This is a genomic window from Mesorhizobium sp. WSM4841 (assembly GCF_055811515.1).
On the sequence record NZ_JBVVQC010000039.1, the window covers coordinates 1 to 26,214 of the forward strand.

At 62.9% G+C, this 26,214-nt stretch carries 27 protein-coding genes and 4 pseudogenes; 13 read left to right on the forward strand and 18 right to left on the reverse strand.

Features of this window, described 5'->3' with window-relative positions; translation table 11 throughout:
• Window positions 1–75: 75 nt before the first annotated feature.
• Window positions 76–432 carry an ArsR/SmtB family transcription factor gene (locus AC0L14_RS30335; protein ID WP_473489215.1) on the reverse strand — a complete coding sequence of 119 codons (357 nt, stop codon included), beginning with the start codon at window positions 430–432 and terminating at the stop codon, window positions 76–78.
• A gap of 195 nt (window positions 433–627) precedes the next feature.
• Here AC0L14_RS30335 and AC0L14_RS30340 point away from each other — a divergent pair, with 195 nt between their 5' ends.
• Both AC0L14_RS30340 and AC0L14_RS30345 read left to right on the forward strand, forming a co-directional pair.
• Window positions 628–1,806: an MFS transporter gene (locus AC0L14_RS30340; protein ID WP_473489214.1), complete on the forward strand. Its 1,179-nt coding sequence runs from the start codon at window positions 628–630 to the stop codon at window positions 1,804–1,806.
• A 2-nt stretch (window positions 1,807–1,808) separates the two neighbouring features.
• Window positions 1,809–1,958, forward strand: a complete 150-nt coding sequence (locus AC0L14_RS30345) for a hypothetical protein (protein ID WP_473751701.1) — start codon at window positions 1,809–1,811, stop codon at window positions 1,956–1,958.
• 10 nt (window positions 1,959–1,968) lie between these two features.
• Here AC0L14_RS30345 and AC0L14_RS30350 read toward each other — a convergent pair whose 3' ends face one another.
• Window positions 1,969–2,568: a LysE family translocator gene (locus tag AC0L14_RS30350; RefSeq protein ID WP_473489213.1), complete on the reverse strand. Its 600-nt coding sequence runs from the start codon at window positions 2,566–2,568 to the stop codon at window positions 1,969–1,971.
• Window positions 2,569–2,664: 96 nt separating this feature from the next.
• On the opposite strand from AC0L14_RS30350, the gene AC0L14_RS30355 reads away from it, so the two are divergent.
• Complete coding sequence (locus AC0L14_RS30355; protein ID WP_473529636.1) at window positions 2,665–3,534, forward strand: LysR family transcriptional regulator; 870 nt, start codon at window positions 2,665–2,667, stop codon at window positions 3,532–3,534.
• A 74-nt stretch (window positions 3,535–3,608) separates the two neighbouring features.
• Here the strand turns inward: AC0L14_RS30355 and AC0L14_RS30360 are convergent, their stop codons facing one another.
• Together AC0L14_RS30360 and AC0L14_RS30365 are read right to left on the reverse strand one after the other, a co-directional pair.
• The gene (locus AC0L14_RS30360; protein WP_473489211.1) at window positions 3,609–4,262 is read right to left on the reverse strand and encodes a dihydrofolate reductase family protein; all 654 of its coding nucleotides are present in this window, start codon (window positions 4,260–4,262) and stop codon (window positions 3,609–3,611) included.
• 147 nt (window positions 4,263–4,409) lie between these two features.
• The gene (locus AC0L14_RS30365; RefSeq protein ID WP_473489210.1) at window positions 4,410–5,249 is read right to left on the reverse strand and encodes a protein-L-isoaspartate O-methyltransferase family protein; all 840 of its coding nucleotides are present in this window, start codon (window positions 5,247–5,249) and stop codon (window positions 4,410–4,412) included.
• A 31-nt stretch (window positions 5,250–5,280) separates the two neighbouring features.
• On the opposite strand from AC0L14_RS30365, the pseudogene AC0L14_RS30370 reads away from it, so the two are divergent.
• From AC0L14_RS30370 to AC0L14_RS30385, 4 genes and pseudogenes are all read left to right on the forward strand, one after another.
• A pseudogene (locus tag AC0L14_RS30370) lies at window positions 5,281–5,364 on the forward strand (manganese-binding transcriptional regulator MntR); the annotation flags it as partial.
• Between the two features lie 96 nt (window positions 5,365–5,460).
• Window positions 5,461–5,649, forward strand: a complete 189-nt coding sequence (locus AC0L14_RS30375) for a hypothetical protein (protein ID WP_123148374.1) — start codon at window positions 5,461–5,463, stop codon at window positions 5,647–5,649.
• 201 nt (window positions 5,650–5,850) lie between these two features.
• Window positions 5,851–6,786: a KPN_02809 family neutral zinc metallopeptidase gene (gene ypfJ / locus AC0L14_RS30380; protein WP_473529638.1), complete on the forward strand. Its 936-nt coding sequence runs from the start codon at window positions 5,851–5,853 to the stop codon at window positions 6,784–6,786.
• 192 nt (window positions 6,787–6,978) lie between these two features.
• Window positions 6,979–8,221 (forward strand): annotated as a pseudogene (locus AC0L14_RS30385) (TCR/Tet family MFS transporter).
• Between the two features lie 12 nt (window positions 8,222–8,233).
• Here the strand turns inward: AC0L14_RS30385 and AC0L14_RS30390 are convergent.
• From AC0L14_RS30390 to carA, 3 genes are all read right to left on the reverse strand, one after another.
• On the reverse strand, window positions 8,234–8,617 hold the full coding sequence (locus AC0L14_RS30390; protein WP_473751702.1) for a helix-turn-helix domain-containing protein: 384 nt from the start codon (window positions 8,615–8,617) through the stop codon (window positions 8,234–8,236).
• Window positions 8,618–8,631: 14 nt separating this feature from the next.
• Window positions 8,632–8,883 (reverse strand): type II toxin-antitoxin system RelE family toxin, encoded by a 252-nt coding sequence (locus AC0L14_RS30395; RefSeq protein WP_123148370.1) that lies wholly within the window; start codon window positions 8,881–8,883, stop codon window positions 8,632–8,634.
• A 71-nt stretch (window positions 8,884–8,954) separates the two neighbouring features.
• Window positions 8,955–10,169: a glutamine-hydrolyzing carbamoyl-phosphate synthase small subunit gene (carA, locus tag AC0L14_RS30400; RefSeq protein WP_473751704.1), complete on the reverse strand. Its 1,215-nt coding sequence runs from the start codon at window positions 10,167–10,169 to the stop codon at window positions 8,955–8,957.
• 277 nt (window positions 10,170–10,446) lie between these two features.
• Here carA and AC0L14_RS30405 point away from each other — a divergent pair, with 277 nt between their 5' ends.
• Window positions 10,447–10,896, forward strand: a complete 450-nt coding sequence (locus tag AC0L14_RS30405; RefSeq protein WP_292163708.1) for a GatB/YqeY domain-containing protein — start codon at window positions 10,447–10,449, stop codon at window positions 10,894–10,896.
• Between the two features lie 81 nt (window positions 10,897–10,977).
• Here the strand turns inward: AC0L14_RS30405 and AC0L14_RS30410 are convergent, their stop codons facing one another.
• Window positions 10,978–11,433 (reverse strand): DUF1801 domain-containing protein, encoded by a 456-nt coding sequence (locus AC0L14_RS30410; protein WP_473489204.1) that lies wholly within the window; start codon window positions 11,431–11,433, stop codon window positions 10,978–10,980.
• Window positions 11,434–11,606: 173 nt separating this feature from the next.
• Between AC0L14_RS30410 and AC0L14_RS30415 the strand changes: the two genes are divergently transcribed.
• Window positions 11,607–12,497 carry an arginase family protein gene (locus tag AC0L14_RS30415; RefSeq protein ID WP_473489203.1) on the forward strand — a complete coding sequence of 297 codons (891 nt, stop codon included), beginning with the start codon at window positions 11,607–11,609 and terminating at the stop codon, window positions 12,495–12,497.
• A 13-nt stretch (window positions 12,498–12,510) separates the two neighbouring features.
• Here the strand turns inward: AC0L14_RS30415 and AC0L14_RS30420 are convergent, their stop codons facing one another.
• A complete protein-coding gene (locus AC0L14_RS30420; RefSeq protein ID WP_473529641.1) occupies window positions 12,511–13,020 on the reverse strand; it encodes a DUF1801 domain-containing protein in 510 nt (169 codons plus the stop codon).
• 95 nt (window positions 13,021–13,115) lie between these two features.
• Between AC0L14_RS30420 and AC0L14_RS30425 the strand changes: the two are divergent.
• Window positions 13,116–13,235, forward strand: a pseudogene (locus tag AC0L14_RS30425) (GNAT family N-acetyltransferase); the annotation flags it as partial.
• 10 nt (window positions 13,236–13,245) lie between these two features.
• Here the strand turns inward: AC0L14_RS30425 and AC0L14_RS30430 are convergent.
• The 3 genes and pseudogenes from AC0L14_RS30430 to AC0L14_RS30440 form a co-directional block, all read right to left on the reverse strand.
• Window positions 13,246–14,365 (reverse strand): annotated as a pseudogene (locus AC0L14_RS30430) (MFS transporter).
• A gap of 133 nt (window positions 14,366–14,498) precedes the next feature.
• Entirely contained in the window at window positions 14,499–14,708 is a 210-nt protein-coding gene (locus AC0L14_RS30435) for a DUF2061 domain-containing protein (protein WP_095491496.1), read from the reverse strand.
• A 233-nt stretch (window positions 14,709–14,941) separates the two neighbouring features.
• A complete protein-coding gene (locus tag AC0L14_RS30440; protein WP_473489200.1) occupies window positions 14,942–16,606 on the reverse strand; it encodes a Na/Pi cotransporter family protein in 1,665 nt (554 codons plus the stop codon).
• Window positions 16,607–16,993: 387 nt separating this feature from the next.
• Here AC0L14_RS30440 and AC0L14_RS30445 point away from each other — a divergent pair, with 387 nt between their 5' ends.
• The 3 genes from AC0L14_RS30445 (at window position 16,994) to rpoD (ending at window position 21,864) form a co-directional block, all read left to right on the forward strand.
• On the forward strand, window positions 16,994–17,359 hold the full coding sequence (locus tag AC0L14_RS30445; RefSeq protein ID WP_473489199.1) for an RcnB family protein: 366 nt from the start codon (window positions 16,994–16,996) through the stop codon (window positions 17,357–17,359).
• Between the two features lie 135 nt (window positions 17,360–17,494).
• Window positions 17,495–19,471 (forward strand): DNA primase, encoded by a 1,977-nt coding sequence (gene dnaG, locus AC0L14_RS30450; protein WP_473489198.1) that lies wholly within the window; start codon window positions 17,495–17,497, stop codon window positions 19,469–19,471.
• Window positions 19,472–19,842: 371 nt separating this feature from the next.
• On the forward strand, window positions 19,843–21,864 hold the full coding sequence (gene rpoD / locus AC0L14_RS30455; RefSeq protein ID WP_029350162.1) for an RNA polymerase sigma factor RpoD: 2,022 nt from the start codon (window positions 19,843–19,845) through the stop codon (window positions 21,862–21,864).
• Between the two features lie 471 nt (window positions 21,865–22,335).
• On the opposite strand, the gene AC0L14_RS30460 is transcribed toward rpoD, so the two are convergent.
• From AC0L14_RS30460 to AC0L14_RS30485, 6 genes are all read right to left on the reverse strand, one after another.
• Window positions 22,336–23,085 carry an SCO family protein gene (locus AC0L14_RS30460; protein ID WP_473751705.1) on the reverse strand — a complete coding sequence of 250 codons (750 nt, stop codon included), beginning with the start codon at window positions 23,083–23,085 and terminating at the stop codon, window positions 22,336–22,338.
• Window positions 23,082–23,546, reverse strand: a complete 465-nt coding sequence (locus AC0L14_RS30465; RefSeq protein WP_473751706.1) for a c-type cytochrome — start codon at window positions 23,544–23,546, stop codon at window positions 23,082–23,084. The genes AC0L14_RS30460 and AC0L14_RS30465 overlap by 4 nt, the downstream gene beginning before the upstream one ends.
• The gene (locus AC0L14_RS30470; protein WP_473489195.1) at window positions 23,543–23,668 is read right to left on the reverse strand and encodes a hypothetical protein; all 126 of its coding nucleotides are present in this window, start codon (window positions 23,666–23,668) and stop codon (window positions 23,543–23,545) included. The genes AC0L14_RS30465 and AC0L14_RS30470 overlap by 4 nt, the downstream gene beginning before the upstream one ends.
• Before the next feature lie 9 nt (window positions 23,669–23,677).
• A complete protein-coding gene (locus tag AC0L14_RS30475; RefSeq protein ID WP_473489194.1) occupies window positions 23,678–24,118 on the reverse strand; it encodes a DUF411 domain-containing protein in 441 nt (146 codons plus the stop codon).
• Between the two features lie 28 nt (window positions 24,119–24,146).
• Entirely contained in the window at window positions 24,147–25,643 is a 1,497-nt protein-coding gene (locus AC0L14_RS30480; protein ID WP_473751707.1) for a multicopper oxidase family protein, read from the reverse strand.
• Between the two features lie 138 nt (window positions 25,644–25,781).
• Window positions 25,782–26,138 carry a hypothetical protein gene (locus AC0L14_RS30485; protein ID WP_473489192.1) on the reverse strand — a complete coding sequence of 119 codons (357 nt, stop codon included), beginning with the start codon at window positions 26,136–26,138 and terminating at the stop codon, window positions 25,782–25,784.
• Window positions 26,139–26,214: the final 76 nt, after the last annotated feature.

The window sequence follows — 26,214 nt, forward strand, 5'->3', positions numbered from 1 at the left end:
GGGTTAGGGTGGGGGGCCACCTTCGCAAGAATACAAACGCGGTTGCCCTGCCTGTTACAGGGGCGAGTTACGGCTTCAGGCGCGGACTTCGATCTCGGAGGCGCCTACCGCGGGCAGAGCTGGGTCATCGACGGCAGCGGCAATGACGCTATCGAGCAGCCCCGGAAAGCGGGCATCGAGATCGTCGCGGCGCAGCGTGATCAGCCGGCTGGTGCCGACCACCTCGGTGCGGGTGACACCGGCCTCGCGCAATTTGGCCAGATGGTAGCTGAGGTTGGTCTTCGAACCGAGATCGAGGAACTGGCTGCAATTCAGCGGCACGCCTTCCTTGCTGGCGAGATAGCGCACAATGGCCAGCCGGGTGGGATCGCCGAGCACGGCAAGAACGTTCGACAGGCTGATTTGGTCGGCGGCGGGGTGGGGCAGTGTCATGCCGGAGAACTAAGCGCAATCAGGACCGATTTCAACGCATCTCCTCCTTGGCGGATGCACGCAGTTTCTACCTCCTGCCACCTTGTCCTGACATAGAGCTGTCAGGAGAGTTCCGCTATTCTCGGGTGGCTTCATTGACACCATGCCCCATTATGTACAATTGTTCAATAACTTTTGAACTAAGGATTTGCCGCTATGGACAAGCGCCTCATCTGGCTTGCGCTCGGGTCTTTCACGATCGCGACCGAAGGTTTCGTCATTTCAAGCCTGTTGCCCGACATCGCGGCCGATGCCGCCATCTCCGTTCCACTCGCCGGCGCGCTGATCACCGCCTTTGCGCTCGCCTATGCGCTCGGCACGCCGATCCTGGCGACGCTGACCGGCGAATGGGACCGGCGGCGCGTCATCTTATGGACACTGGTGTTTTTCGTGCTGGGCAATCTGGCGGCGGCGCTGAGTTCCTCTTTCGAATTGCTGCTGATCGCGCGCATCGTCATGGCGCTGTCGTCCGGCCTGTTTGCGGCGACGGCGCAGGGGACGGCCGTGGCGCTTGTCGATGATCATCACCGCGCCCGCGCCATTGCCGTCGTTGTCGGCGGCACTACGGTGGCGGTGGCGGTCGGCGCACCGCTCGGCGCGCTTGTCGCGACCGTTGCCGGCTGGCGCGGCACGTTCTTTGCCATCGCCGGGCTCGGCGCACTGGCCGGCGCAATCCTGTGGTACCGGCTGCCGCGCGGCATTGTCGGCACCAAGCTGCCGCTCAGGCAGCGGCTGGCCGCAATCCTTCGCCCCGGCGTGCCATCGATCCTGCTGACCACGCTGCTGGCGCTCACCGGCGCCTTCACGGTCTTTGCCTTTGTCGCGCCGCTAGCCATCGAAGGCGGCGGCTTGAGCCCGATCGCGCTGCCCGGCATGCTGCTTGCCTTCGGCGTCGGCGCCGTTATCGGCAACATCGCCGGCGGGCAGGCTGCCGATCGCTTCGGCGCGACGCGCACCGTCAGCTGGTCGCTGGCGCTGAGTGCGGTCATGCTGGTCATGCTTTCGGTCATCCCGGCCTTCCTGCCGCACAGCATCGCCGGGCCGGCGCTGATGGCCATGATGGTGCCGTGGGGCATCGTCGGCTGGGCCTTCCCTCCGGCGCAGGCCAGCCGCATCATCAGGCTGGCGCCCGACGCCGCGCCCATCGTGCTGTCGCTCAACGGGTCGGCGCTCTATCTCGGCGTGGCGCTGGGCGCCGTCGTCGGTGGCGCGGTGCTGCGCTATGGCGCGCCAGCCGATCTCGGCCTGGTCGCAGCAGTGTTCCCGATCCTGGGTCTTGGCGTCATGCTGGCCAGCCACCGGGCGGCGCGGGCGATTGCCATGCCGGCGGAGTAAGTGTGGCTACCGCCGGCCGTCCGAGACCTCAGGGGCGCTGCCGGCGGTATACCAAAATCCAGCGCGGCGATGTCATCCAGCGCCGCGCGCAGGCTTGCCGCCTGCTCCTTGTCGACTATGTCTTCGAAACGCTGCTGGGCTACGCCGCCTGAACATCAGCATCTATGCTGGCTGCCACATCGGAATGATCGAGGCGGCCAGCAGCAGCCCAAGCACGGCGTTGAGCACGCGCCACTGCCGCTCGGTTCTGAGCAACCGCGCGAGCAGCGTGCCCGCCACGCACCACGCCGACAGTGACAGCGCGGCTGCCAGGCCGAAGACCGTGCCGAGCAGAAAGGCGAGCTGCAGCGGTCCGTTGGCGAGGGCGGTAAAGGATGCCGCCGCTCCCAGACCCATGGCCCAACCCTTGGGGTTCATCCATTGCAGGCCCGCGCCACCGAAAAAGCTGTTCGGCTTGGACATGGACACGTCCAGATTGGGTGGACCGCTGCGGCCGATCTTCCATGCGAGCCAGATCAGATAGAGTGATCCGGCTATCTTCATCGCCAGCTGCAGGGACGGAGCGGCTGCCAACAGGCCGGCGAGCCCGGCCGCACCTGCCGCAGCCACCGTGGCTAGGCCGGCCGCACTGCCGGCCATCAGCGGAACCGAGCGGCGAAAGCCGAACTGTGCCCCGGACGCTGTCGACAAGGTCGTGGCCATGCCGGGCGTGGAGGTCGAGACCAGCGCAAACAGGACGAGCGGAAGGATGGCCTCAAGCATGCTGTTTCCTCTGTTGGGAACCAGCATGCTAAGCATGAGCGTGCATCAGTAAATGCAATGTTTGTCATGGTTGGCATTAGAGAATATAATGCAACTATGATCCGCAATCTCGACACGGCCCTGATCCGGACCTTCGTCACCGTCGCCGACACGGCCAGCATGACGGCGGCGGCGAACGCGCTGCACCTGACGCAGGGCGCCGTCAGCCAGCAGATCAAGCGGCTGGAGGAGGTTCTCGGCTGCAGCCTCTTCGAGCGCGACCGGCGCGGCCTGAGACTGACCCGTTCCGGGGAGCGACTGTTCGGTAAGGGCAAGCGCCTGCTCTCCCTGAATGACGAGATCTGGGCCGAGATGGCGATCAGCGCGGTCGCGGGTGAGGTGCGGCTCGGCGTGCCGTATGATCTGGTTGGCACCATGCTTGCGCCGGTGCTGAAGACCTATGCTGAGACCTTTCCGCAGGTCGAGATTTCGCTGGTCTGCGCCTCGTCGCCGGAGCTTGCGGCGGCATTGGCAGCTGGCACGATAGACCTTGCCGTAATCGAGGAACCGGTCGGTCCGTCCGCCGGCGAATGTCTCGCCATCGACCGGCTGGTCTGGGTCGGCGCCAAAGGCGGCATAGCCCGCCGCAAGCGGCCCTTGCCGGTTTCGATGGTGGCCGACACCTGTGCCTTCCGCCCTGCGGTGCTGGCGGCGCTCAACGAGCACGGGCTGGAATGGCGGACCGTGTTCGAGAACGGCAACCTCGACGCGACGACGGCGACTGTGCGTTCGGATCTGGCCGTCACGACCTGGCTGGCCTCCACGGTGCCGGCCGACCTTGATATTCTGGCCGCCGATCCGGAGCTGCCGGCCTTGCCAAATTTCTCGATCAATTTGCATCTGCCGAAGCATGGGGTCGGGCCGGCGGCGCGGGAATTTGCCGCGTGTATCCGCGACGGACTGGCCCGGCGGCAACAGGCGGCGTGATCGGCAAAATAGCAAGGGGACAGCCGGTGCTCGGCCATCCCTGTTGTTAACGCGGTGCGCGCTTGTGCGGTCGTCTATTTCCAGGTTCGGCGTCTCTCGATCTCGGCTTCGGACGGCTGTTCCTGGGCGAAGGATCCAGTCTTGATCTCACCGGCGCGTTGGTAGGTCGCCATAATGACGCCGGTGGTCGATGCCTGTGAGCGGTTCAGCTTGAAAGCCGCCGGGATTGCGCCGCTGCCAAACAGCCGCTTGCCCTTGCCCAGCACCAGCGGGAAGGTCAGCAGGCTGATCTCATCGATAAGGTCGTTGGCGAGCAAGGTCTGGATCAGTTCGCTCGAACCCTGGACGAGCAGGTCGGGGCCGTCCTCCTGCTTGAGCTGGCGCAGTGCGGCCACGACGTCGTCGCCCAGCGACTGGCTGTTTTGCCACGACAGCCTATCGGGCCGGTGGGTGGCCACATATTTGGTGGCGGCGTTGAAGCTGTCGGCGATCGGACCGCTCTTCTGGTACGGCCAATGCGCGGCGAAGATGTCGTAGGTCTTGCGGCCGAGGAGCAGCGCGAAGGGTTTTGCGAAGATCTCACCGATAAAGGCGCCCCCGACGTCGTCCCAGTAATGGAACGTCCAGCCACCGAATTCGAAGCCGCCGACCGGGTCTTCTTCCGGCCCGCCAGGCGCCTGCATGACGCCGTCGAGGCTGACGAATGTCGCAGTGATGATCTTCCTCATTGGATTCTCCCTTTTCATTATCCGTGCCGTCGGTGCCGGATTTCGGCCAAAGGACGTGCGAGCGGACGTCTGTCCGACAGGGCCGGAAAAAACTTCCAGCGCTCCAGCCGGCGACGGGCAAGCATCGGATGCCTCGCCTCGGCGACGTCATTGCGACCGCCTGCCGCCAACATCTTGCGACGAGAACCAGACGTCGCCGATGACGGCAATGGCGGTGCGGTCCGGTGCCTTGTCGGCCGTCAGCCAGATCGAGCGGCTGCGTGCCGCCTTGTCGCGATTGGGGAATTTCGTTGCGGGTGTTGCTGCCGAGGCACCGATGCAAGGGATGAACCATGACCGCATGAACGGGTCGCAGGCAAAACCCTGTTGGGTGCGGGTCACCATCACCGCAAGGCCAACGCGCTCGGCCGGGCGCCACGGAAAGACCATGCGGGCGCCCGGCTTCAGCGCCTTCAGCCACTCGGCCGGGGGTGCTGCGACGCCGGCATTGACATAGATGATGTCGGACGGTGGCAGGCTGCCGATGACCGCATCGCCATGGATGACGGTCACATTGCCATAGGCTTCGAGATTCTTTCTCGCGCGGTCGGCGAGACTGGATTCCAGTTCGAAGGCGGCGACTTCGCCCGGCGAAACCAGCTGTGCCAGCAGAGCTGTGTAGTAGCCGGTGCCGGCGCCGACATGGGTAACCGTCTCGCCGGGTTTTGGCGCCACTTTGCCGATCCACATGGCGTGCAGGAACGGCTCGCCATTGTTGATGCCCTTGTCGGCGTCGAGCGACACCAGCACGTTCTGATAGACGTGAACAGGATCGGCACTCGGCGTTTCAACCTTGCCGTTGCCGGCGACGACCGTCCACGGCCCAGGCCCGAGAAAGGCTTCGCGCGACACCGCGGCGAAAGCTGCTTCGAGACGTGGATCGGCCCAACCTGCATTGGCAGCCATCAGTCGCGCATAAAAGCGGCGCACATCGGCGAGATCGGTCATGGCATCAAGATAGCGCAGACTGCCGATTTGTCGCGTCGATGCCGAGGGCATCGAGCACCATGTCGGCGCCGAGACGCTAGAAGCGTTTCGCAACGCAATGATGGCGACACGCTAAGTCTACCGCCATTGCCGACAGTCCTGCCGGAACCGCCGCGTTGCCGCTGCGTTTGAGATCGTGCTACGCGATTGGAGCGAGACCGAGGAGGATACCATGGGCGTTGAACAGGCACCGACAGCGAAGGGCAAGCAAGCGGCCAAGGGATTGAAGCAGGCTGCGGCGAAGGACGAACGCAAGACCGAAGCGGATACTGGACGCCCGCTCAAGAAGGGTGAGGCCCGCTTCGAGGAGCGCTCGAAGAGCTCGGACGGCAAGAGCGCGGGTACCAAGCAGAAGATCTGAGCGTAACGCCAAGTACGGACCAAAAAAGGCGCCGGCAGGCTTCTCAGCCGCGGGTGTCGTGCATCGATCCACCCCAGAGCCGGCGGCCCTTCATGCGAAAAATACTGTGACTTGGCGCAACCATTGAGATAATTTGTTTGTTGGGTCGGATCGGGCCATGAGATCGGCAGGTTACCGATACGCGCGTCGCGGAGAGTTGCCATGCTCTGGAAGGGTCGTCGTCAAAGTGACAATGTCGAGGACCGACGCGGCCAGGGCGGCGGGTTCAACCTGCCGGGCGGCGGCCCCGGTCGGTTCCGCATCCCGGTCGGCGGCCGCTCCGGCGGTGGGATGTCGCTGTCGACCATCATCATTCTCGTGATCCTCTATTTCGGGCTGAAGGCCATTGGCATCGACCCTCTGCAGATCCTGGCCGGCGGCGGTGGCGGCTTGCTGCCGGGCGGCGATCAGATCACCGACAACAGCGGAGAACAGGGCGGTGGCACCGGCGCGCCGGCCTCCGACGAGATGAAGCAGTTCGTCTCGACGGTGCTGGCCGAGACCGAGGAGACCTGGACCGGCCTTTTCAAGGCCGAGGGCCTCACCTACGAAGACCCCAAACTGGTTCTGTTCAGCGGGCAAATCCGTTCGGCTTGCGGCTTCGCCTCTTCCGCGGCCGGCCCGTTTTACTGCCCCGGCGACCGCAAGGTCTATCTCGACACCACTTTCTTCCAGCAACTCGACCAGCAATTCGGCGCCTCGGGCGATTTCGCCCAGGCCTATGTGATCGCGCATGAGGTCGGTCACCATGTGCAGAACATCACCGGTATCCTGCCCAAGTTCAATCAGATGCGGCAGCAAATGGGCGAGGCCGAGGCCAACCACATGTCGGTGCAGGTCGAGCTTCAGGCCGATTGCTTCGCCGGCGTCTGGGCGCATTTCACCGGGCAGAAGGGAATCCTGGAGCAGGGCGACATGGACGAGGCGCTGAACGCCGCCCAGCAGATCGGCGACGACACGATGCAGAAGAAGATGCAGGGCTATGTCGTGCCGGAAAGCTTCAATCATGGCACCTCGCAGCAGCGGCAGACCTGGCTGGCGCGCGGCTACAGGAGCGGCAAGCTTTCGGACTGCGACACGTTCAAAACTCCGATCTGAGGTGCTCGGACCTTCCTGTCGAATGACCGTTGAAGCGCCGGCGGTTATGCAGGGTTGTGGCCGCATTCATGTCGACAGTTGATGTCAGGATAAAAATTCCTGGCGTGTTCCCTTATTGTTCTGAGCGGCTGACTCGCCTATAACGAGCCCTTTCGCCTTCGCTCCGAGGCGGCTCCGGGAGTCGATACCGTCATGATCGAAGCCAAAACCGCCAGGCGGGGTCTTGCGCTTGTTTTCACCACGCTGCTGCTCGACATCACCGGCATCGGCATCATCATGCCGGTGCTGCCGGCCTATCTGCAGGAGCTGACTGGCGTCGGCGTCAGCGAAGCGGCAATCGAAGGCGGCTGGCTGTTCTTCGTCTACGCGGCCATGCAGTTCCTGTTCGCGCCGCTGGTCGGCAATCTCAGCGACCGCTTTGGCCGGCGCCCGATCCTGCTGGCCTCGGTGCTGACCTTCGCCATCGACAATCTGATCTGCGCGGTGGCCTGGTCGTATTCGGTCCTGTTCATCGGCCGGGTGCTGGCCGGCATCAGCGGCGCCAGCTATTCGACTGCCTCCGCCTTCATCGCTGATGTCAGCACCGACGAGAACAGGGCGAAGAATTTCGGCCTGCTTGGCATCGCCTTCGGTGTCGGTTTCATCATCGGCCCGGTGCTGGGCGGGTTGCTTGGCGAGTTCGGGCCGCGGGTGCCGTTCTGGGGCGCGGCGGTGCTTGCTCTCATCAACTTCATCGTTGGCTGGTTCTTCCTGCCGGAAACCCTGGAGCAGCACCACCGTCGGCGATTCGAGTGGCGCCGCGCCAATCCTCTCGGCGCCCTGAAGCAGATGCGCAACTATCATGGCATCGGCTGGATCGGGCTGGTGTTCTTCCTGATGACGCTCGGCCACATGATGTACCCTGCCGTGTGGTCGTTCGTCGGCAGCTATCGCTACGGCTGGAGCGAACAGCAGATCGGCTTCTCGCTCGGCGTCTTCGGCCTCGGCGGCGCACTGGTGATGGGTTTTGTCCTGCCGCGCGTCATTCCACGGCTCGGCGAATGGCGGACCGCTGCCATCGGCCTTGCTTTTACCGCGCTCGCCGCCTTCGGCTATGCCGCGGCATGGAAGGGCTGGATGATCTATGCGGTGATCGTGCCTCGAGGCGCTGGCCGACCCGCCGCTGCGGAGCCTGGCGGCGGCCAAGGTGCCGCCCTCCGCGCAAGGCGAATTGCAGGGTGCGATGACGAGCGTGTTTTCGATCACCAGCATCATCACGCCGTTGCTTCATACGGGAATCTTCGCCTGGTTCACCGGGCCAAGCGCGCCGGTGGCGTTCGGCGGCGCGCCCTTCGTGCTCGGCGGCATTTTTCTTGCTTTGTCGCTGATCGCGTTTGTGCTCAGGGTCGAAAGACCGGTCGCGGTGAAGAACGTCACGACGGCGACGGTGGCCTAAGGGCCATGCGCACTAGGATTCAATCCATTCGCCCGGAATATCCAGTGCCTTCGCCAGCATCGCGCTGGTCTGCGCCGATGGCTTACGGCGATTGGACTCAAGATCCGACAGAAAACCCTGGCTGACACCGACCGTGGTCGCCAATTCGGCCTGCGTCAGGCGCCGCCATTTGCGCAGCGCCTTGAGCCGGCTGGAGCCCCGCAGAATTTCCATGGTCACATCCGCAGGCAGGGGTTTTTCCGTTTTGAGACTAGCCTTTCGCTCGTCGTAAACCGCCACATCCGCAGCGTCTTCAAGAGCCTCTTCGGCCGCGTGCAACAGAGCCTCGTAGTCCGCCTTTGGGATAACGACCAGCTCTTCTCCGGTTGGCGTCTTTATGATTTGCGGGGCGTTCATGGTGTCCTGTCCTGCTATGACCGACGGTAGGTTGTCGTTTCGCGTTTGCCGATATAGATCGCGAGGATCGTCGTGCGGTCTTCATCGAATATGACGCGGTAGCGACCGATCCGCAGTCTGTAGCCGTCCCTGCCAGCAAGGCGCTTGATATCTCCCCGCCCGCTGACGGCATAGGAGATCAGGCCTTCGGCGATCTGCTCGCGGACATCGGCCGGCAGGTTGTCGAGATCGCGAGCCGCCGACACCGAGAGGATGATCGTCTTCACGGTGATGATATCGCAGATTTATCGCGGAAAGTTAAGCGATATTATTGCCAAGGCTTCTCGCGTACAGATAGTCAGCGCTCCGCCAGCGCCGGCTCGCCGCGCTTTTCGCGGATGAGGTTGACGAAGCGGCGGAACAGATAGTGCGAATCCTGCGGGCCGGGCGAGGCTTCGGGATGATGCTGGACCGAGAACACCGGCCTTCCTGTCAGCGTGATGCCGCAGTTCGACCCGTCGAACAGCGAGACGTGGGTTTCTTCGACTCCCGTGGGCAACGAGTCGGCATCGACGGCAAAGCCATGATTCATCGAGACGATCTCGACCTTGCCGGTGGTGTGATCCTTGACCGGATGGTTGGCGCCGTGATGGCCCTGATGCATTTTGGCGGTCTTGCCGCCCAGCGCCAGCGCCAGCATCTGGTGGCCGAGGCAGATGCCGAAGACCGGGATGTCGGTCTTCAGCAGGTCCTGGATGACCGGAACGGCATAGTCGCCGGTGGCTTCCGGGTCGCCGGGACCGTTGGAAAGAAAGATGCCGTCGGGCCGCATGGCGAGGATCTCCTCGGCGCCGGTGTTGGCCGGCACTACGGTGACCTTGGCGCCGAGACCGGCAAGCAGGCGCAATATGTTGCGCTTGACGCCATAGTCGATGGCGACGACGTGCATGGACGGATCGATCTGTTCGCCAAAGCCCTCGTCCCAGACCCAGGGCGTCTCGCGCCAGACCGAGGACTGGCCGGAAGTGACGTCCTTGGCCAGGTCAAGCCCGATCAAGCCGGACCAGGCGGCGGCGCGGCGCTTCAGATCATCGATGTCGAACATGCGGTCGGGCGCATGCGCGATGACGGCGTTGGGCATGCCCTTTTCACGGATCAGCGCGGTCAGCGCACGGGTGTCGATGCCCGAAAGCGCGACGATGCCGCGTTTCTTCAGCCATTGGTCGAGACCAGCTGCGGCGCGATAGCTGGACGGGTTGGTGACATCGGCCTTGAACACGGCGCCGACGGCGCCGGCGCGGGCAACCGGATTGAGATCCTCGATGTCCTCGTCATTGGTGCCGATATTGCCGATATGCGGAAAGGTGAAGGTGACGATCTGGCCGGCGTAGGACGGGTCGGTGAGGATTTCCTGATAGCCTGTCAGCGCGGTGTTGAAGCAAACCTCGGCGACGGCGGAGCCGGTGGCGCCAAGGCCGCGGCCCTCGATGACGGTGCCGTCGGCCAGCACCAGCAAGGCGGTCGGTTTCTCGGTGGCCCAAGGGGGGGTCGACGCGGCGGTCATCGTTGCCATGGCGGCACTCCTAAAAGGCTGCGCCCTTCAATCGGTCCGGCGAACCATTGTGCGCAGCAAACCGCGCGCAGCGGCGATTTCGCAGCCAGCGCGCGCAACAAAAATTCAGTTCATGCAAGGCCCAGTACATAGGGGAAGGCGCCAGAGCGGTCAATGACGCTACGCCCGCAGGCGCGATTTATTTCGTCGAACAATATCAGCGGTTTGCCGGGCGGCGTCGAATTGCCTTGGGGTTTCGGCACGGCTATTGTTCGTCGCATTCGAAGGAGAAAGCATCATGCGCGGCAAAATCGCCGAATCCCTGAAGAGCGCGATGAAGGCGCAGGACAAGCGCCGGCTGCCGACATTGCGGCTGATCCAGGCGGCCATTCACGATCGCGACATCGCCAATCGCGGCGCCGGCAAAGAACCGGCCAGCGATGACGAGATCCTGCAGATCCTGGCCAAGATGGTAAAGCAGCGCGAGGAGTCGGCCAAGGCTTTCGACGACGGCAAGCGGCCGGAGCTTGCCGCGCAGGAGCGCGACGAGATGGCCATCATCCGCGATTTCCTGCCGACGCAACTGGGTCAGGCAGAAACCGAAACGGCGATCCGCGCCGCCATCGCCGAGACCGGTGCCAGCGGCGTCAAGGACATGGGCAAGGTGATGGCTGCACTCAAGGAGAAATACGCGGGCCAGATGGATTTCTCCAAGGCGAGCGGCATCGTCAAGGGACTGCTGCAGTAGGGATTTTCCCGGCTGCAGCGATGCTCAAGGCCGTGAAGGAGGCGGCCGCAAGGAGCAGCGCTGGCCGGTTGTTGATGATCCTCAAGCGCCCTTTGGTTTCTGAGAGCGGGCGGTAGCTCGCCCCGACATGTTCAGTGCCACGGCGCCGCGAATGAGCGCCTTCAACGCCTCTTCATCGATCTTGTCGCCCTCATGGATATCGATAGCGCGCCTGGTGTTGCCTTCGAGGCTGGAGTTGAAGAGGCCTGAAGGATCCTCCAGCGAGGCGCCCTTGGCGAAGGTCATCTTGACGACATTCTTGTACGTCTCACCGGTGCAGATTATTCCGGCGTGCTCCCACACCGGAACCCCTCTCCACTTCCACTCCTCGACCACTTCGGGATCGGCCTGCTTGATGAGGGTTCTGACCCGAGCGAGCATCTCGCCCCGCCAATCGCTCAGCTCGTTGATTCTCGCATCTATCAACTGAGAGGGAGTGTCTCCTCCTGCTCCTTCCATCGAGCCGCTCTTCTTCATGGCTGTTGTCGCTTTGGTCATGATTGGTCCCAGTGGCTTTGAGAACGTTCGGCGTCCGGCGTCTCACGACGGCATCAATGCGGCAAGCCGTTTGCCCTTCCGGCGCGGGCGACAAACTCTCGACGTCGAGGAGGAACCTTCCTCCCTCCAGACCCGTTTTGCAACGAGGATCATACGAAAATGGAGCTTCGATTTTGGCGGCGCGTCTGTTGAACATTATCGGCGCCGCCACCAGCGCCGGCGCCTATTCGCCGGGGCAGGAACGAGCCCCCGCGGCGTTTCGGCGACATGGGCTCGCAGAAGCGCTCGCGAGCCGAGGCAGAGCCGTCAGGGACCATGGCGATGTTGCATCGTTCCGGTGGCGGCCGGATCCCTCGCGGCCGCAGGCCATGAACCTGGAGGCCGTGCGCGGGGCCTGTGACTTGGTCGCAAGCCACGTGGCGACGGCGATTGCAGCGCAGGAAGACGTGCTTGTCTTAGGCGGCGATTGTACTGTGGAGCTGGGAACGGTCGCTGGAGCGAACGCGGCCGGCGCGCGGATCGGACTCGTCTACATAGACTTTGACGCCGATCTCAACACACCTGACACGAGCGACGGCGCCTTGGACTGGACTGGTGTCGCTCATCTGCTCGACATCCCGGGACGCGAGCCTTCGCTCGCCGGGCTCGGCCCAACCCGTCCGATGCTCGTGCCTCAGCAGCTCCTCTATTTCGGCGTCGAGAATATCACTCCGCCCGAAGCCGCCGCCATCAGAGATAATGCGGTCAAGGTTATATCGCGTGAGGAGGCTTTGAGTGATATCGAGGCGGCGGCGGCGCGCGCGGCCGAATGGGCGGCGCGCTTTGACTGCGTGCTTATTCACTTCGATGTCGATGTGCTCTCCTTTATCGATTTCCCGATTGCTGAGAATGTGCGCCGTTGCGACGGTCTCAAACTGGAGCAAGCCGCCTTCGTGCTAAAGCAGTTGACCGCCCTGCAGCAATGGCGCGGCCTGACCGTCACAGAAGTTAATCCGGCCCATGCGCCAGACGAGCCCACCGCGTTTGCACGCTTGAATGAGGTTCTTGCGGACGCCCTTGGCTAATTCGCGATGCATCTCACAGTCGTTCGCCTGGCAATTGGCTGGCTTGCTTCACCCAAGCGGCGAACTGAGCTTCGTCGAGCTGGTCCTCATAAATATCGAGATAGCGCACTTCCTTGTGCTTGGACTCGCCGAGAGGAAGAGGACGCAGCGACGTGCCTCGGAAGAAGGTCACTTTGACGTAGCGGGTGAAGACGTGGAGCGACAGGAACCAGCCCTGGCCTTCGATGCCGTAAAACGGCGAGTTCCATTTGACTGCCTTGTGCACGCCCGGCACGGTGCGCTCGATGATCGCGTCGAGACGGCGCCCGATGTCGCTTTTCCAGCCCGGCATGGCCGCGATGTAGGCCTGCACGGGAGCGTCGCCTTCGGCCTTCGCGATCTGGGGGTTGCCGCCTGCGAGGAGGGTCGGCTTCGCGGCCTTGCCGGACTGCGGCTTCGGCGTCGCCTTGCGCGGTTTGGTCGCCTTCGTAGCGGCCCGCTCGGCGACGGCCTTCGCCGATTTCTCGGACGTGTTGCCGGCCATTGGGTTCACTCCAAGTGGTAGTGTGTAGTCGATGATATCTGATTTTAGAAAGCCGTCCCTGAAGATCAACTTCCGAATCCTGTTGATCTCCGCCCAGACCCGTAAATCTCGCCCCGCAGAAGGTGGTGCTGGCCAATGGCGGACGGCTCGTCGGGCGTTTCTTCGAGGATGCTGCCTATGGCGGCGCCGAAAGCCTACGCCGGATCGATTTGTAGAGTCTGCTGTCTACTCGGCTGCAGCCGGTAGCGGTGGCGTCGTGTTGCGGCGCCACTCCCAGACATGCGAGGCAAGCGCGACCGCCACGGCGACCAGCATGGCAATGGCGCCAACCACCGGCAGGCTGCGATAGCCATAACCGGCATTGAGCATGGCAGCGCCGAGCGAGGCGGCCAGCGCGATGCCGACATTGAAGCCGGCCGGGATGAGCGATGAGGCGAGGTTGGAGGCATCCGCCGTCCAGGTCAGGATCCGGGTCTGGATCGGCGTGCCGATGGCAAAGCTGAGACCGCCCCAGATAGTGATCGCTACGACCATCGGCACCGGGTACGGGCTGACGGCGTAAATGACGGCAAGTGTCACCGCCTGCATGAAAAGCATGGTGATGAGCGACGGCATCAGTTTCCAGTCGGCGAGCCGCCCGCCAAGGAAGACGCCGATCGTCGCGCCGACACCGTTGAGCAGGAGCACCCAGGGCACGAGGCTCTTGTCGAGGCCGGTGATTTCAAGCAGCGTCGGTGTGATGTAGGTGAAGAGGCCGAACTGGCCGATCATCAGCATCAGCATGAGGATCAGCGACGTCCAGACCTGCTGGCGTGCGAGCACGCGAACCTCGCTGCCGAAACTGACGGACTGGCGCGACGATCCCGTCTTGCGCGGCAGCAGCACGGTCATGGCAGCGATGGACGCCACTCCAAGCGCGCACATCACCCAGAACGTCGCGCGCCAACCCCATATGTTGCCGATCGCCGTGCCGGCCGGCACGCCGATGACATTGGAGACCGTGAGGCCCGACAGGATCGCCGAAATAGGCGCCGTGCGCCACGGCCACCGCAATCCGCAGCAGCAACATGGAGGCGAAGTCGGGTGCAAGGGCGCAGGCGGCCTGGCCGATGGTGAAGGCTGCGGCAAGGCCAACCAGCAAGGCCTTGCGGGAAATCGTCTTGGTGGCGAGCGTCAACAGCGGTCCGCCGATCGCGATCCCACCGGCGTAGCCGGAGACGAGGTAGCCGGCAGTTGGGATGGAGACGCCGAGGCCATCGGCAACTTGCGGCAGCACGCCGGCGATGACGAATTCGGTGGTGCCGAATGCGAACGCAGCGATGAACAGGGCGATAAGGGGAAGCATGGCGCTGGGAGGCGATCCTTGAATGAGATGGCCTCAAATCACGAACGAGAGCCGCGGGCAATCCAGAAATTGTCGACGCCGCTTTAGGTTTTCTTGATCGGTTCAGGCAGGCTCCGGCCGCATCCGGCAAGCGCTAGATGGTCGTCTTCCTCCCATAGGGAATTTTCAGCCACGCCCGCTCGTGAAAATAATAGAGCAGCGACTTGGTGATGACTTCGGTCAGGCCGATGGCCGCAGCGAGCTTGATGCTGCCTGTCACGACGAGCGAAATGATCATCGTGTCGATGGTGCCGGTGACGCGCCAGGAAAGCGCCTTGGCGAAACTGCGCGAGTGGGTATCCATTTACTTTTCTCCCGGCGGATTGACCGATCCTTAGAGCGCTTTGCGTTTGGTGGAGCCAAAACCGCGCCCCACGTCTTTGTTGAGGCATTCTGTCGGACGCCAAATGAAGGCGTCTGGCTGCAAAATGCTCTAGCCGACAGACGGGAGGTTGAGCAAAGGCTAATTTTCGCGGCTGGCTCGAAGCAATTGCCGCGCTGATGGTCGGGCAATTGGCTTCCGCCTGCAGGCCCAGTCTATCCCGCCTTCAGCCGCGAACCGGTGAGCAGGCCGCGTTCCTCGAGCACGGGATAGGCCATCGAGGCGAGCAGTGAGTTGATCTGCTTCAGGTCGCGGATGGTGTCGAGATGGATGGAACTGGTCTCGACGCTCTTGGCGGTGCCGTCGCGCAGCCGCACGAAATGGCTGGCGCTGGTCTCCTTCTCGCGGTCGCGCAGCCGATCCTTTTCGAGCACCAGCTGGCGGGCGGTCTCCGGATCGCGCGAGACCAGCACGTTGAAGGCAAGCCGTGCGTTGGCGAGCACCGAGGCGTGGAAGGCGCTAAGCTCGCGCCAGCCCTCGGGCGTGAACTCCAGCCCGCGCTCGAGCTTCTTTCTGACATGCACCAGCATGTTGCGCACGATGATGTCGCCGACCTGTTCGAGCTTGACGCAGGCGCCGATCAACTCCTGGCAGCGCAGCGCCTCGTCCTCGCTCAGCGGGTTCCTGGTCACCTTGGCCAGGTAGAGCTTTATCGACGCATGTTTCTTGTCGACGCGGTCGTCGAGCGCGGCCAGCGCCTTGATCTTGTCGGCGTCGGCGCTCTCATAGAGCTCGATGATGCGCTTCAGCATGATCTCGACCGTCTCGCAGACCCGCACCACCTCGCGGGTGGCGTTGGCCAGCGCCTGGCTCGGCACGTCCAGGGCGCTGTCGTTGAGCGCGGAAAGCTCGACGACGTCGAGCGCATCGGCCGGCGCCGGTTTGGTGCCGAGCGCCACGATCTTTTCCGAAACGCGGTAGACGAGGCCGGCCAGTGGCAGGCCGGCAACCAGGATCAGGATGTTGAACAGAACATGCGCGTTGACGATCTGGTCGGGCACGGTGGCGCCGATAAAGGCGACCGGCGGCTTCAACCACATAAACAGGATCAGCATGGCCAGAGAGCCCATGCCGCGCATCAGGAGATTGCCGATCGGTACGACACGCACACCCGGGTCTGCGTTGCGGGTGAGCAGCGGTGCGATGATCGACGAGCCCAGATTGACGCCGAGCACCAGCACGATGCCAAGTTCGGGCGGGATGAAGCCGCGACCGGCCAGCGTCACCATCAGCAGCACCGCGGCGATCGAGGAATGAAACAGCCAGGTGACCAGCGCCGCCAGGAGATAGGCGGTGACCGGGTCGCTGGAAAAGTAATCGACGATGACCGGCATCAGCGTGCTCTGGCGCAGCGGCTCCGATGCCTGGCCGATCATCTCCAGCGACAATACCAGCAGGCCGATGCCGACCAGGATACGGCCGAACTGGCGCCAATCGCGCCGCTCGGTGGCCATGAACATGACAGTGCCGGCGACAAGACAGATCGGCACCAGCAGCGACAGGTCGAAGGTGAGCAGCTTGACCACCAGCGCCGAGCCGATCTCGGCGCCGCGCACGGCAAGCTGGCCCGATATGCCGCTGACAATGCCGGCGCCGGCGAAGGAGCCGACCAGCAAGGTAACGGCGGTGGAACTTTGCAGCGCGATCGCCAGGCCGCAGCCGGCCAGAACCGCCATGAAAGGATTGCGCATGGTGGCGCGCAGCTTGTGGCGCAGCACATCGCCGTAGGCGCGCTCGACGCCGGTCTTCACCAACCGGGTGGCAAACAGCATCAGCGCCACCGCGCCGGCAAGATGCAGCAAAACGACTGAACCGCTCATATCAGGCTCGCAGCCTGACAGGCGCCAGCGATACGGTCACCGTGACGGCAAAGGAGCAAAAGAGGGAGCGAATCAAGGGCATTACAAAGATCGATGCTACTCCGATTAATTTTAGCCGGATAATAAATTTTGCCCAATTCGGCCGGCTGTTGGTGCGCGACAGGGCGTGTCGGAAATGGATGGATCGCAAAATGGTTGCATTGCCGGCCGGCTTCCGGATGACCGCGCAGTCAGTGCAGGCGACACCTTCAGATCCGGTTTGAGTGGAGTGTTGAATTAGTTATTATAAATATATGAAATCATTACAAAAACGTAATTCTCATGTTCAGTTTCGGTTCATTCTTCGGGCCCTATTGCTTGGGTATCGACAACCAAGGAGTACCCGTGATGAAACGCATCATTCTTTCCGCAGTCGCCGTCTCGATGCTGGCTGCCACGTCGCTGCAGGGCCAGGCCGCGCCGCTGAACGTACCGAACGCGCCGCAGTCGACCCACAGCCAGGTCGACTGGAAGAAGCCGGACAGGCACGTGAAGAAGCGCGTCGTGGTGAAGAAGAAAGTCATCGTGAAGGGGAACCATTGGCGCAACGGCCAGAAATATTCGAGCTGGAAGCGTCACCAGCCGATCCGCGACTATCGCCACTATGGCCTGCGTCGTCCGGGCCGTGGCCAGGAATGGATCCGCGTCGGCAACGACTATCTCTTGGTCAGCGTCGTCTCCGGCATCATCTTCGGCGCGATCGCCGCGCACTGACCGTCGCCGGAATAGGAAAGAAGGCGGCCCGCAACGGCCGCCTTCTTTTGCCCTGTGAAAACCGGGTATGGTCCGCATTAGGAGTCGTCGGGTTTCGCCGGCGTGATTATATGGAGGACAAACGAGCCGTTCCCGATGCGCTTTCCACCTGCCTTCCTCGACGAGATACGCGACCGCGTGCCGATTTCATCGGTGATCGGCCAGCGCGTGGCGTGGGACAGGAAGAAGACCAACGCGCCGCGCGGCGATTATTGGGCGTGCTGTCCCTTCCATGGCGAGAAGAGCCCGTCCTTCCATTGCGAGGACAAGAAGGGCCGCTACCATTGCTTCGGCTGCTCGGTTTCGGGCGACCACTTCAAATTCCTCACCGAACTCGACGGGATGAGCTTTCCCGAAGCAGTCGAGAAGATCGCCGACATGGCCGGCGTGCCGATGCCGGTGCGCGATGCCCAGGAGGAACGGCGCGAAAAGGAACGCGCCAGCCTGACCGAAATCATGGAAATGGCGACCGCCTTCTTCCAGGAGCGGCTGCAAGGGCCGGAAGGCGCAAAAGCCCGCGCCTATCTGCGCGACCGCGGGCTGACGCCGGCGACGCAGCAGTCGTTCCGGCTCGGCTATGCGCCCGACAGCCGCAATGCGCTGAAGGAGCATCTTGCCGCCAAGGGCGTTCCCAAGGCCGATATCGAGGCATGCGGGCTGGTGCGCCATGGCGACGACGTTCCGGTTTCCTACGATTGGTTCCGCGACCGCATCATGTTCCCGATCCCGGACTCCAGAGGCAAGATAATCGCCTTTGGCGGGCGGGCGCTGGCAGCCGATGCGCTCGCCAAATACATGAATTCGCCCGACACCGAGCTCTTCCACAAGGGCAACGTGCTCTATAATTTCGCCCGGGCGCGCCAAGCGCTGGCAAAGGGGGCGCTGGCCAAGGGCGGCACGGTCATCGCCGTCGAGGGCTATATGGACGTGATCGCGCTGGCGCAGGCCGGTTTCGAGAATGTGGTGGCGCCGCTCGGCACCGCGCTGACGGAAAATCAGCTCGAACTCCTGTGGCGGATGGCCGGCGAGCCGGTGCTGTGCTTCGATGGCGACCAGGCCGGACTGAAGGCGGCGTGGCGCGCCGCCGACATGGCGCTGCCGGCGGTCCAGGCAGGCCGCTCGGTGCGCTTTGCGCTTCTGCCCGAAGGCAAGGACCCCGACGATCTGGTCAAGGCCGATGGGCCGGACGCGTTTCGCGCCGTGCTTTCCGAGGCGCGGCCGCTCGCCGACCTTTTGTGGGTGCGCGAAACGGCCGGCGGCATCTTCGACACGCCGGAACGGCGGGCGGAACTGGAAAAGACGCTGCGCGAACTGACCAGCCGCATCCGCGACGAGAGCTTGCGCTATCACTACCAACAGGAAATGCGCGAGCGGGTGCTAAGCTTTTTCGGCACCCAGCGTGGCGCGCGCCAAGGCTATCCAGGGGGGCGTCAAGATGGCCGGCCCGGCGGGCGCTTTCAGGGCAAGGGCTCAGCTCCTGGCGGACAGTTCGCACGCGGCGGCAATGCCGGTGGACGCACCGCGATTACCGAAAGCCTTGGCCGCTCGGCGCTAGTCAAGCGCGGCGGCGAGGGGATGTCGGTGCGCGAGGCGACGATCATCGCAGCCCTTGTCAATCATCCGGCGCTGATCGACGAGAATTTCGCACATGTCGAGTTCCTCGACCTCGCCAACACCGATCTGAAGCGATTGCATGCGGCCATTCTCGATGCGATGGCGCATGACATGGCCAACGACCGCAACGCGGTGATCGCGACCATCGAACGGGCGGGCTGCGGCGAGATCTGGGCGCGCGTGGTGGCGCTGATCAAACGGGCGCGGCAATGGCCGGCGCTCGAAACAGCCGGACTTGACGATGCCCGCGACGCCTTCAGCCAGGCGCTCCACTTGCAGCGCAGCGCGCGCACCTTACATAAGGAGCTGAAACAGGCGGAAGCGGCGCTCGCCAGCGATCCCACGGACGAAAACTACCGGCATCTCGTCGAGATCCAGGCGCAATTTCGTGATGTGCAGGCAACGGAAGCGCTGATCGAAGGGTTCGGCGTGTCTTCGGGCAGGGCCGGGCGGGTGTAGGTCGAAGCTTACGAAAGAGTGAAAGTGCAGAACCGTGCTTGCGCGTCGAATCAGCCGCGGCGCTTTAAGTCGGGTAATTGATTCGCTTTTTTCATGCGAATCATGCGAGAGGCGCTTGACCTTCGGGCAGAATGACGGAATCAGGACGATTCGAAACGTTAACCCGTGCCGGCGTCGACGGGAAATGCAGCGATGTGAGGTACCGGTCACTGGACAGGCAGTCAGCCTGCCACAGATACCAGGGTTAATCTGGACTTAACGAGAGATGCAGTTACTGGCCCGGGGAAGCGCGTTCTAGAGCGAGCGCATCTGATTTAACCGGTACGGCAGCTTACGCGGCTTGATACTTGGCCGCTTGGAGAAAATAAAGAATGGCGACAAAAGAAAAGGAAGAGGTCGAGACCGAACGTGAAGGCGCCACCGATGGCCCTCTGCTCGACCTTTCCGACGATGCTGTCAAGAAGATGATCAAAGCCGCCAAGAAGCGCGGCTATGTCACCATGGACGAACTGAATTCGGTGCTGCCCTCGGAGGAAGTGACCTCCGAGCAGATCGAGGACACGATGGCCATGCTCTCCGACATGGGGATCAACGTGGTCGAGGACGACGAGCAGGGCGAGGAGCCCGAAGCCGCCGATGCGGCTGCCGACGCCGAGGAAGACGCCAACGAACTGGCCGAGCAGACCGGTACCGCCGTTGCCGCGACGACCACCAAGAAAGAGCCGACCGATCGCACCGACGATCCGGTTCGCATGTATCTGCGCGAAATGGGCTCGGTCGAGCTTCTGTCGCGCGAGGGCGAAATCGCGATTGCCAAGCGCATCGAGGCTGGCCGCGAGACGATGATCGCGGGCCTGTGCGAAAGCCCGCTGACCTTCCAGGCCATCATCATCTGGCGTGACGAGCTCAACGAATCGAAGATCCTCTTGCGCGAGATCATCGACCTCGAAGCGACCTATGCCGGACCGGAGGCCAAGCAGGCGCCGGTGGTCGAGCGGATCGAGGAAGCCAAGACCGAGGACAAGCCGCGCCGTTCGCGCGAGGACGAGGACGACATCACCAATGTCGGCGGCGACACGCGCGGTCTGACTGATGACGACGAGGAAGACGAGGACGAAGCCAGCCTGTCGCTGGCGGCGATGGAAGCGGAGCTGCGCCCGCAGGTGATGGAGACGCTCGACGTCATCGCCGACACCTACAAGAAGTTGCGCAAGCTGCAGGACCAGCAGGTCGAGAACCGGCTGGCTGCCGCCGGCACGCTGTCGCCCAGCCAGGACCGCCGGCTGAAGGAGCTGAAGGATCAGCTGATCAAGGCGGTGAAGTCGCTGTCCTTGAACACGGCGCGCATCGAGGCATTGGTCGAGCAGCTCTACGACATCAACAAGCGCCTGGTGCAGAACGAAGGCAAGCTGTTGCGGCTGGCCGAAAGCTATGGCGTGCGCCGCGAGGAATTCCTGAAGGAGTATCAGGGCTCGGAACTCGATCCCAACTGGACGCGCTCGATCGGCAATCTGACGTCGCGCGGCTGGAAGGAATTCACCAAGAACGAGAAGGACGCGATCCGCGACCTGCGCGCCGAGATCCAGAACCTCGCCACCGAAACGGCGATCTCGATCCTGGAATTCCGCAAGATCGTCAACCAGGTGCAGAAGGGCGAGCGCGAAGCCGCGATCGCCAAGAAGGAAATGGTGGAGGCCAATCTGCGCCTCGTCATTTCCATCGCCAAGAAGTACACCAATCGCGGCCTGCAGTTCCTCGATCTGATCCAGGAAGGCAATATCGGCCTGATGAAGGCGGTCGACAAATTCGAATACCGCCGCGGCTATAAGTTCTCGACCTATGCGACGTGGTGGATCCGGCAAGCGATCACCCGCTCGATCGCCGACCAGGCGCGCACCATCCGCATTCCGGTGCACATGATCGAGACGATCAACAAGATCGTGCGCACCTCGCGCCAGATGCTGCACGAGATCGGACGCGAGCCGACGCCGGAGGAACTGGCGGAAAAGCTCGCCATGCCGCTGGAAAAAGTGCGCAAGGTGCTGAAGATCGCCAAAGAGCCGATTTCGCTCGAAACGCCGGTCGGCGACGAGGAGGATTCGCATCTCGGCGATTTCATCGAGGACAAGATGGCGATTCTGCCGATCGACGCGGCGATCCAGGCCAATCTGCGCGAGACGACGACGCGGGTGCTTGCTTCGCTTACCCCGCGTGAAGAGCGCGTGCTCAGAATGCGCTTCGGCATCGGCATGAACACCGACCACACGCTGGAGGAGGTCGGCCAGCAGTTCTCGGTCACCCGCGAGCGCATCCGCCAGATCGAAGCCAAGGCGCTGCGCAAGCTCAAGCACCCGAGCCGCTCGCGCAAGCTGCGGAGCTTCCTCGACAGCTGATGCCGGGTAACGGATAGGCAATCTCTGAAGGGCGCTGCGCAGGCAGTGTGAGAATCGAAACGATCCCGCTGATTGGCGGGGTCATTTCGAGGATGCAGCCCTATGCGGATTGGGCTGATCTGAGATTGATGCTGCGGATGATGTCGTAGGCTAAAGCGCGTCGCGTTCGAACGGATTCATGCTACGCGCTTTAAGCTTTTGTTTTTATGCATGTCGTTATCGCAAAACCGCTGCGCACTTTTGCGCGACATGCATAGGGACCGAGAGGGCCATTTCGGTTCTGATTCCCCTGAGGCTTCTGATGAGGAACCGGCCGCCTGGCATCATTCGCTTTGTGGTTCCGGAAGCTCGGCGGCGCATTGTCGCTTTCGCCTCAGATTCGAATCGGCCACCCAGCGATCATTCATGCGTTGCAGCGCTTCCTCATGGATATGTCGTGAACCGCGGCATCGCTGAAAGTGGCGTCAATGTTCATCGGAACATTACCTTGAGCCTGTCCCACCAGCCGGGCTCGGGTTTTGCCGGTTTCCGGACGTTGTTGGTGAGGCCGTTGATATAAAGAACCATATTCAGCGGGTCGAACCTGAGGCCGTGGAACTTGGCAGCGAAGCGTCCGCCGCGATCGATGACGTGGGTGACGGCCCCATGCATCTGCTGGCCGTCTTCCAGCGGCTCGAAGCGTACATTGTAAGCCTCTGACAGTTTCCGGATCGTATCGTCCGGTTGGCCCGGCCGTGTCGTCAAAAACATCCAGTTGCCCGCGTCCAATCCATGCGCTGGACCATAGGCCTCGAGGACTTCGGACGTGTCCCTTACCGGGTCGGTTGTCACTGCCAGGAACTGCACCCTGTCTTTTATCAGCGTAGCGTTGACCTTGCGCTGAACGTCCGCGATCACCTCGGAATGGATTGGACACAGATCGGTGCAACTCGCGAAGATGAAGTAGAGCACCACGATCTTGTCCGAGAAATCAGAAAGGCGGACGGCCTTTCCGTCCGCGTCGGCCAGTTCGAACGGTGGCGCGGCCGGTTCGTCGATGATCTGAAAGAACTTCTCCTCACTGCCCATCATCTTGTCGAGATCGGCGCCCGGATGATGCGCTCGCGCGGGCGGCGCGGCGGCCAGCAACAGAGAAAGCGTTGCGATCAGGATTCTTGCTTTCATAACCCATGCTTTCCAGTTGAGGAGGGATTTGGCGGGGCGAGGTCGGACCGCGCTCATCGTGCCTGCTCCTGCTCCCGGCGGCTCATCTCCGCCTGATATTGCCGTTCCCGTTCGGGCCAGGTGCTCTTGATGAAGGTGAGCACGGCCCGGATTTCCTCGTCGGCCAACACACCCGCAAATGCCGGCATGTCGCTCTGGTAGCCGCCGCCGACGACCGCGGCCGGTCCTTCCTTGGTGACACGGAAGAGCACGCCGTCCGGATGATGCCAGGAGTGGCCGGAGGCATCGTGCGGCGGAGCCGGCATGCGTCCCGAAGGCAGCGGGCTTTTCCAGTCGCGTTGTCCTTCGAGGTTGGCGCCATGACAGGTGGCGCAACGCTCGGCATAGATCGTCTTTCCGAGCGCGACAGTGGCAGCCGAGGCGCCGCCGGCCATCCGGTCCGCGAGCCAGGGCCAGGAAAATCCAAGGACTGCCGCAGCCACCCCGAGCATCGAGAAGAGGACCGGCGTTCTTTTCATTTGCTGCCGCCGAAGAACAGGTACTTGACCAGTGCTGCCGCCCCAAGGACGAGCACAACCACGGCGAGCAGCCACGCGAAGCTCATGACCCACATCATCATTCCGCTCGTGCCTTCCATCATCGCAGCCTCCTATTCCTTGGCGTAGACGCCGCCGGTCCCACCAGACTTCTGGATTTCGAGAATCTCGAACGGGCCCTCTTTCGTGCCGCTCATGCCGGGGGAGCCCATTGGCATGCCAGGCAGCGTCACGCCCTTGATGTCGGGCCGCTCGGTCAAGAGCTTGTTGACCGTGCCGACCGGCACATGGCCGCTCACCACATAGCCGTCGATGAAGGAAAGATGGCAGCCCTCGGCTTCCGCCGGAATGCCCGCTTCCCAGCTCATGGCAGAAAGGTCGTGCGTCGGCTTGACGGTGACCGCGAAGCCGTTCTCCCTGAGATAATCGGCATAGCCTTCGCAGCAGCCGCATTGCGGGTTCTTGTAAAGCGTGACGTCCTTTTCGCCGGCAAGCGCCGGAGCGGCACTGGAGAGCAAGGACGCAAAGGCGAGAGCTTTCAGAATATTGGACATGTTTTTCTCCTTTCGGTTTTTCGGAAGATTAGGCGACGCGGAAGACCGCCATCATGCCACCAGCCTGGTGTTCAAGAATGTGGCAGTGGAACATCCAGTCACCGGGGTTGTCGGCGACGAAGGCGATCTCGACCTTTTCGCGGGGCGAAACCAGCACCGTGTCCTGCCATTCGCGATGACGGGTGGGCTGGCGATTGCGGGAAATCACCCGGAACGAATGGCCGTGGAGATGGATCGGATGATGCCAGGCTGTCGCATTGGTCATGGCGATGACATGGCTCTTGTTCCGCGCAAGCGTCAGCGCCGGTTTCATGTCGTGGCGAGCCTGGTCGGCGGCGATGCCATTGATGAACCAAGCAGTGCTGGAATTCATCGTCTGCATCATCCCTCCGCCCATCATCGAATTCATGTCGCGCGTCATGTCGCCCGGCGCACCCGGGCCCATGATTTCACCCATGTCCTGGGCCACCATCTGGCCCATCATGCCGCCGGTGAAAACGACCTCGTTGCGGGACGCGGTTTCCAGGTCCGGCTCCAGTAGCGGGTTGGCCGGCAAGGCCAGCGGCCAGTCGGGCGCGCGCTCGCGGAGCGGAGTGTCGGAATAAGCGACATCGACGAGCTTGTATTCCAGCCCTTCGTAGAACCGGTCGAAGATCGAAACCCGTCTACCGGGCTTGCCCGTCATGTCGAGGATCAGGTCGGCGCGCATGGCCGGGCCAAGCACCACCAGCCCGCCATCCGGCGGGTATGGCGCGACCGGCTGGCCGTCGAGCGCGATGACGATGGGCTGAAGATCCGTGAAGTCGGGGCTGAAGATGCGCGCATTGGCGGCGTTGATCAACCGCAGGCGGATGCGCTCACCCGCCCTGACGGCGAAGGTATCCGGCACGCGACCGTTGATGGTAACCGTGTTGCCGACGCGGCCGTTGTGGTGGATGTCGTGCCGGTTGCCGAAATCCTCGCTGATTGCGCCCGATTTGGTCAATCGCCAGTCGTCGAGCACCCAGGTCACGTCGCGGTCGACGTGCGCCGGTTCGCGTTCCTCGATAATCAGCGGTCCGTAAAGCCCGCGCTCGACCTGCTCGAAACTCCGCTGGTGCGGGTGATACCAGAAGGTGCCGGCGTCGACCGCATCGAATTCGTAGACGAAGCGCTCTCCCGCTTCGATCGGCTTCTGGGTGAGGTGCGGGACGCCGTCCATGGCGTGCGGCACGCGCACGCCATGCCAGTGCACGGTCGTTTCCTCGGCGAGGCCGTTCTCGACCACGACCCGCAGCCGCTCGCCCTGCCGGACCCGTATCTCGGGACCGGGAACAGTCCCGCCGTAGCACCAGGCGGCAATCTCGCCGGATGGTTCGGGCATAAGCCGCGTACGACCTGGCGCCGCCCGCAATTGCACCTCGTGCGGAGCCGCGGCATGGACGGGCGACCGCCACAACACGGGAAGCACCGCACCCGCCGTACTCGCGGCTGCCGATGCAAGAAAGGCTCGACGCGTCTGCGCCGGCATGGGAAATCTGGACATGGTTCAACCATCCTGAAAAGTCGGTCGTTCGCGCACATGGCGGCGCGGAAAAGACACCTCATGCGAAACTGCGATCACGGGCGGTACGACGCGCCCATGCTCGTTGCACCGGCAACGGGCAAGCCCTGCCGGCGTCAGCTACAGGATGATGGTTCGGGGAGGAGAGGGATCGGGTGGGTCGGTGTGGCCGACCAATTCCACCAGCGGTGAAGTCGCAATTTCGGCTGCCACAAAGGAAAGCACGAGACTGATCCGCGCAGGAATTGCTGCGAAAGGCACAAGGCAGGCCGCACTGCATAGCTGAGGCTTGCCGCTGTCGTCGGGAGGGCAGGCATTACAATCGCCCATGTCTCCGTCAGCCCCCATGTCTCCGTCAGCCATCGCGGCGGAAGACATCGCCAGTGCCATGCTCGTTGCGTTAGTTGCATGCGCAACCGTGCCTGCTGCGAACACTACGAGCAGCACAATTGCGAAGATGCGGGCAAGTCTGCGCATGACGCGGCATGCTAGTCTGTTTCTGCGCCATGTCCAGTTACAGGTTTGTCGCAACTCGACCTCGCGAATTGCTCCC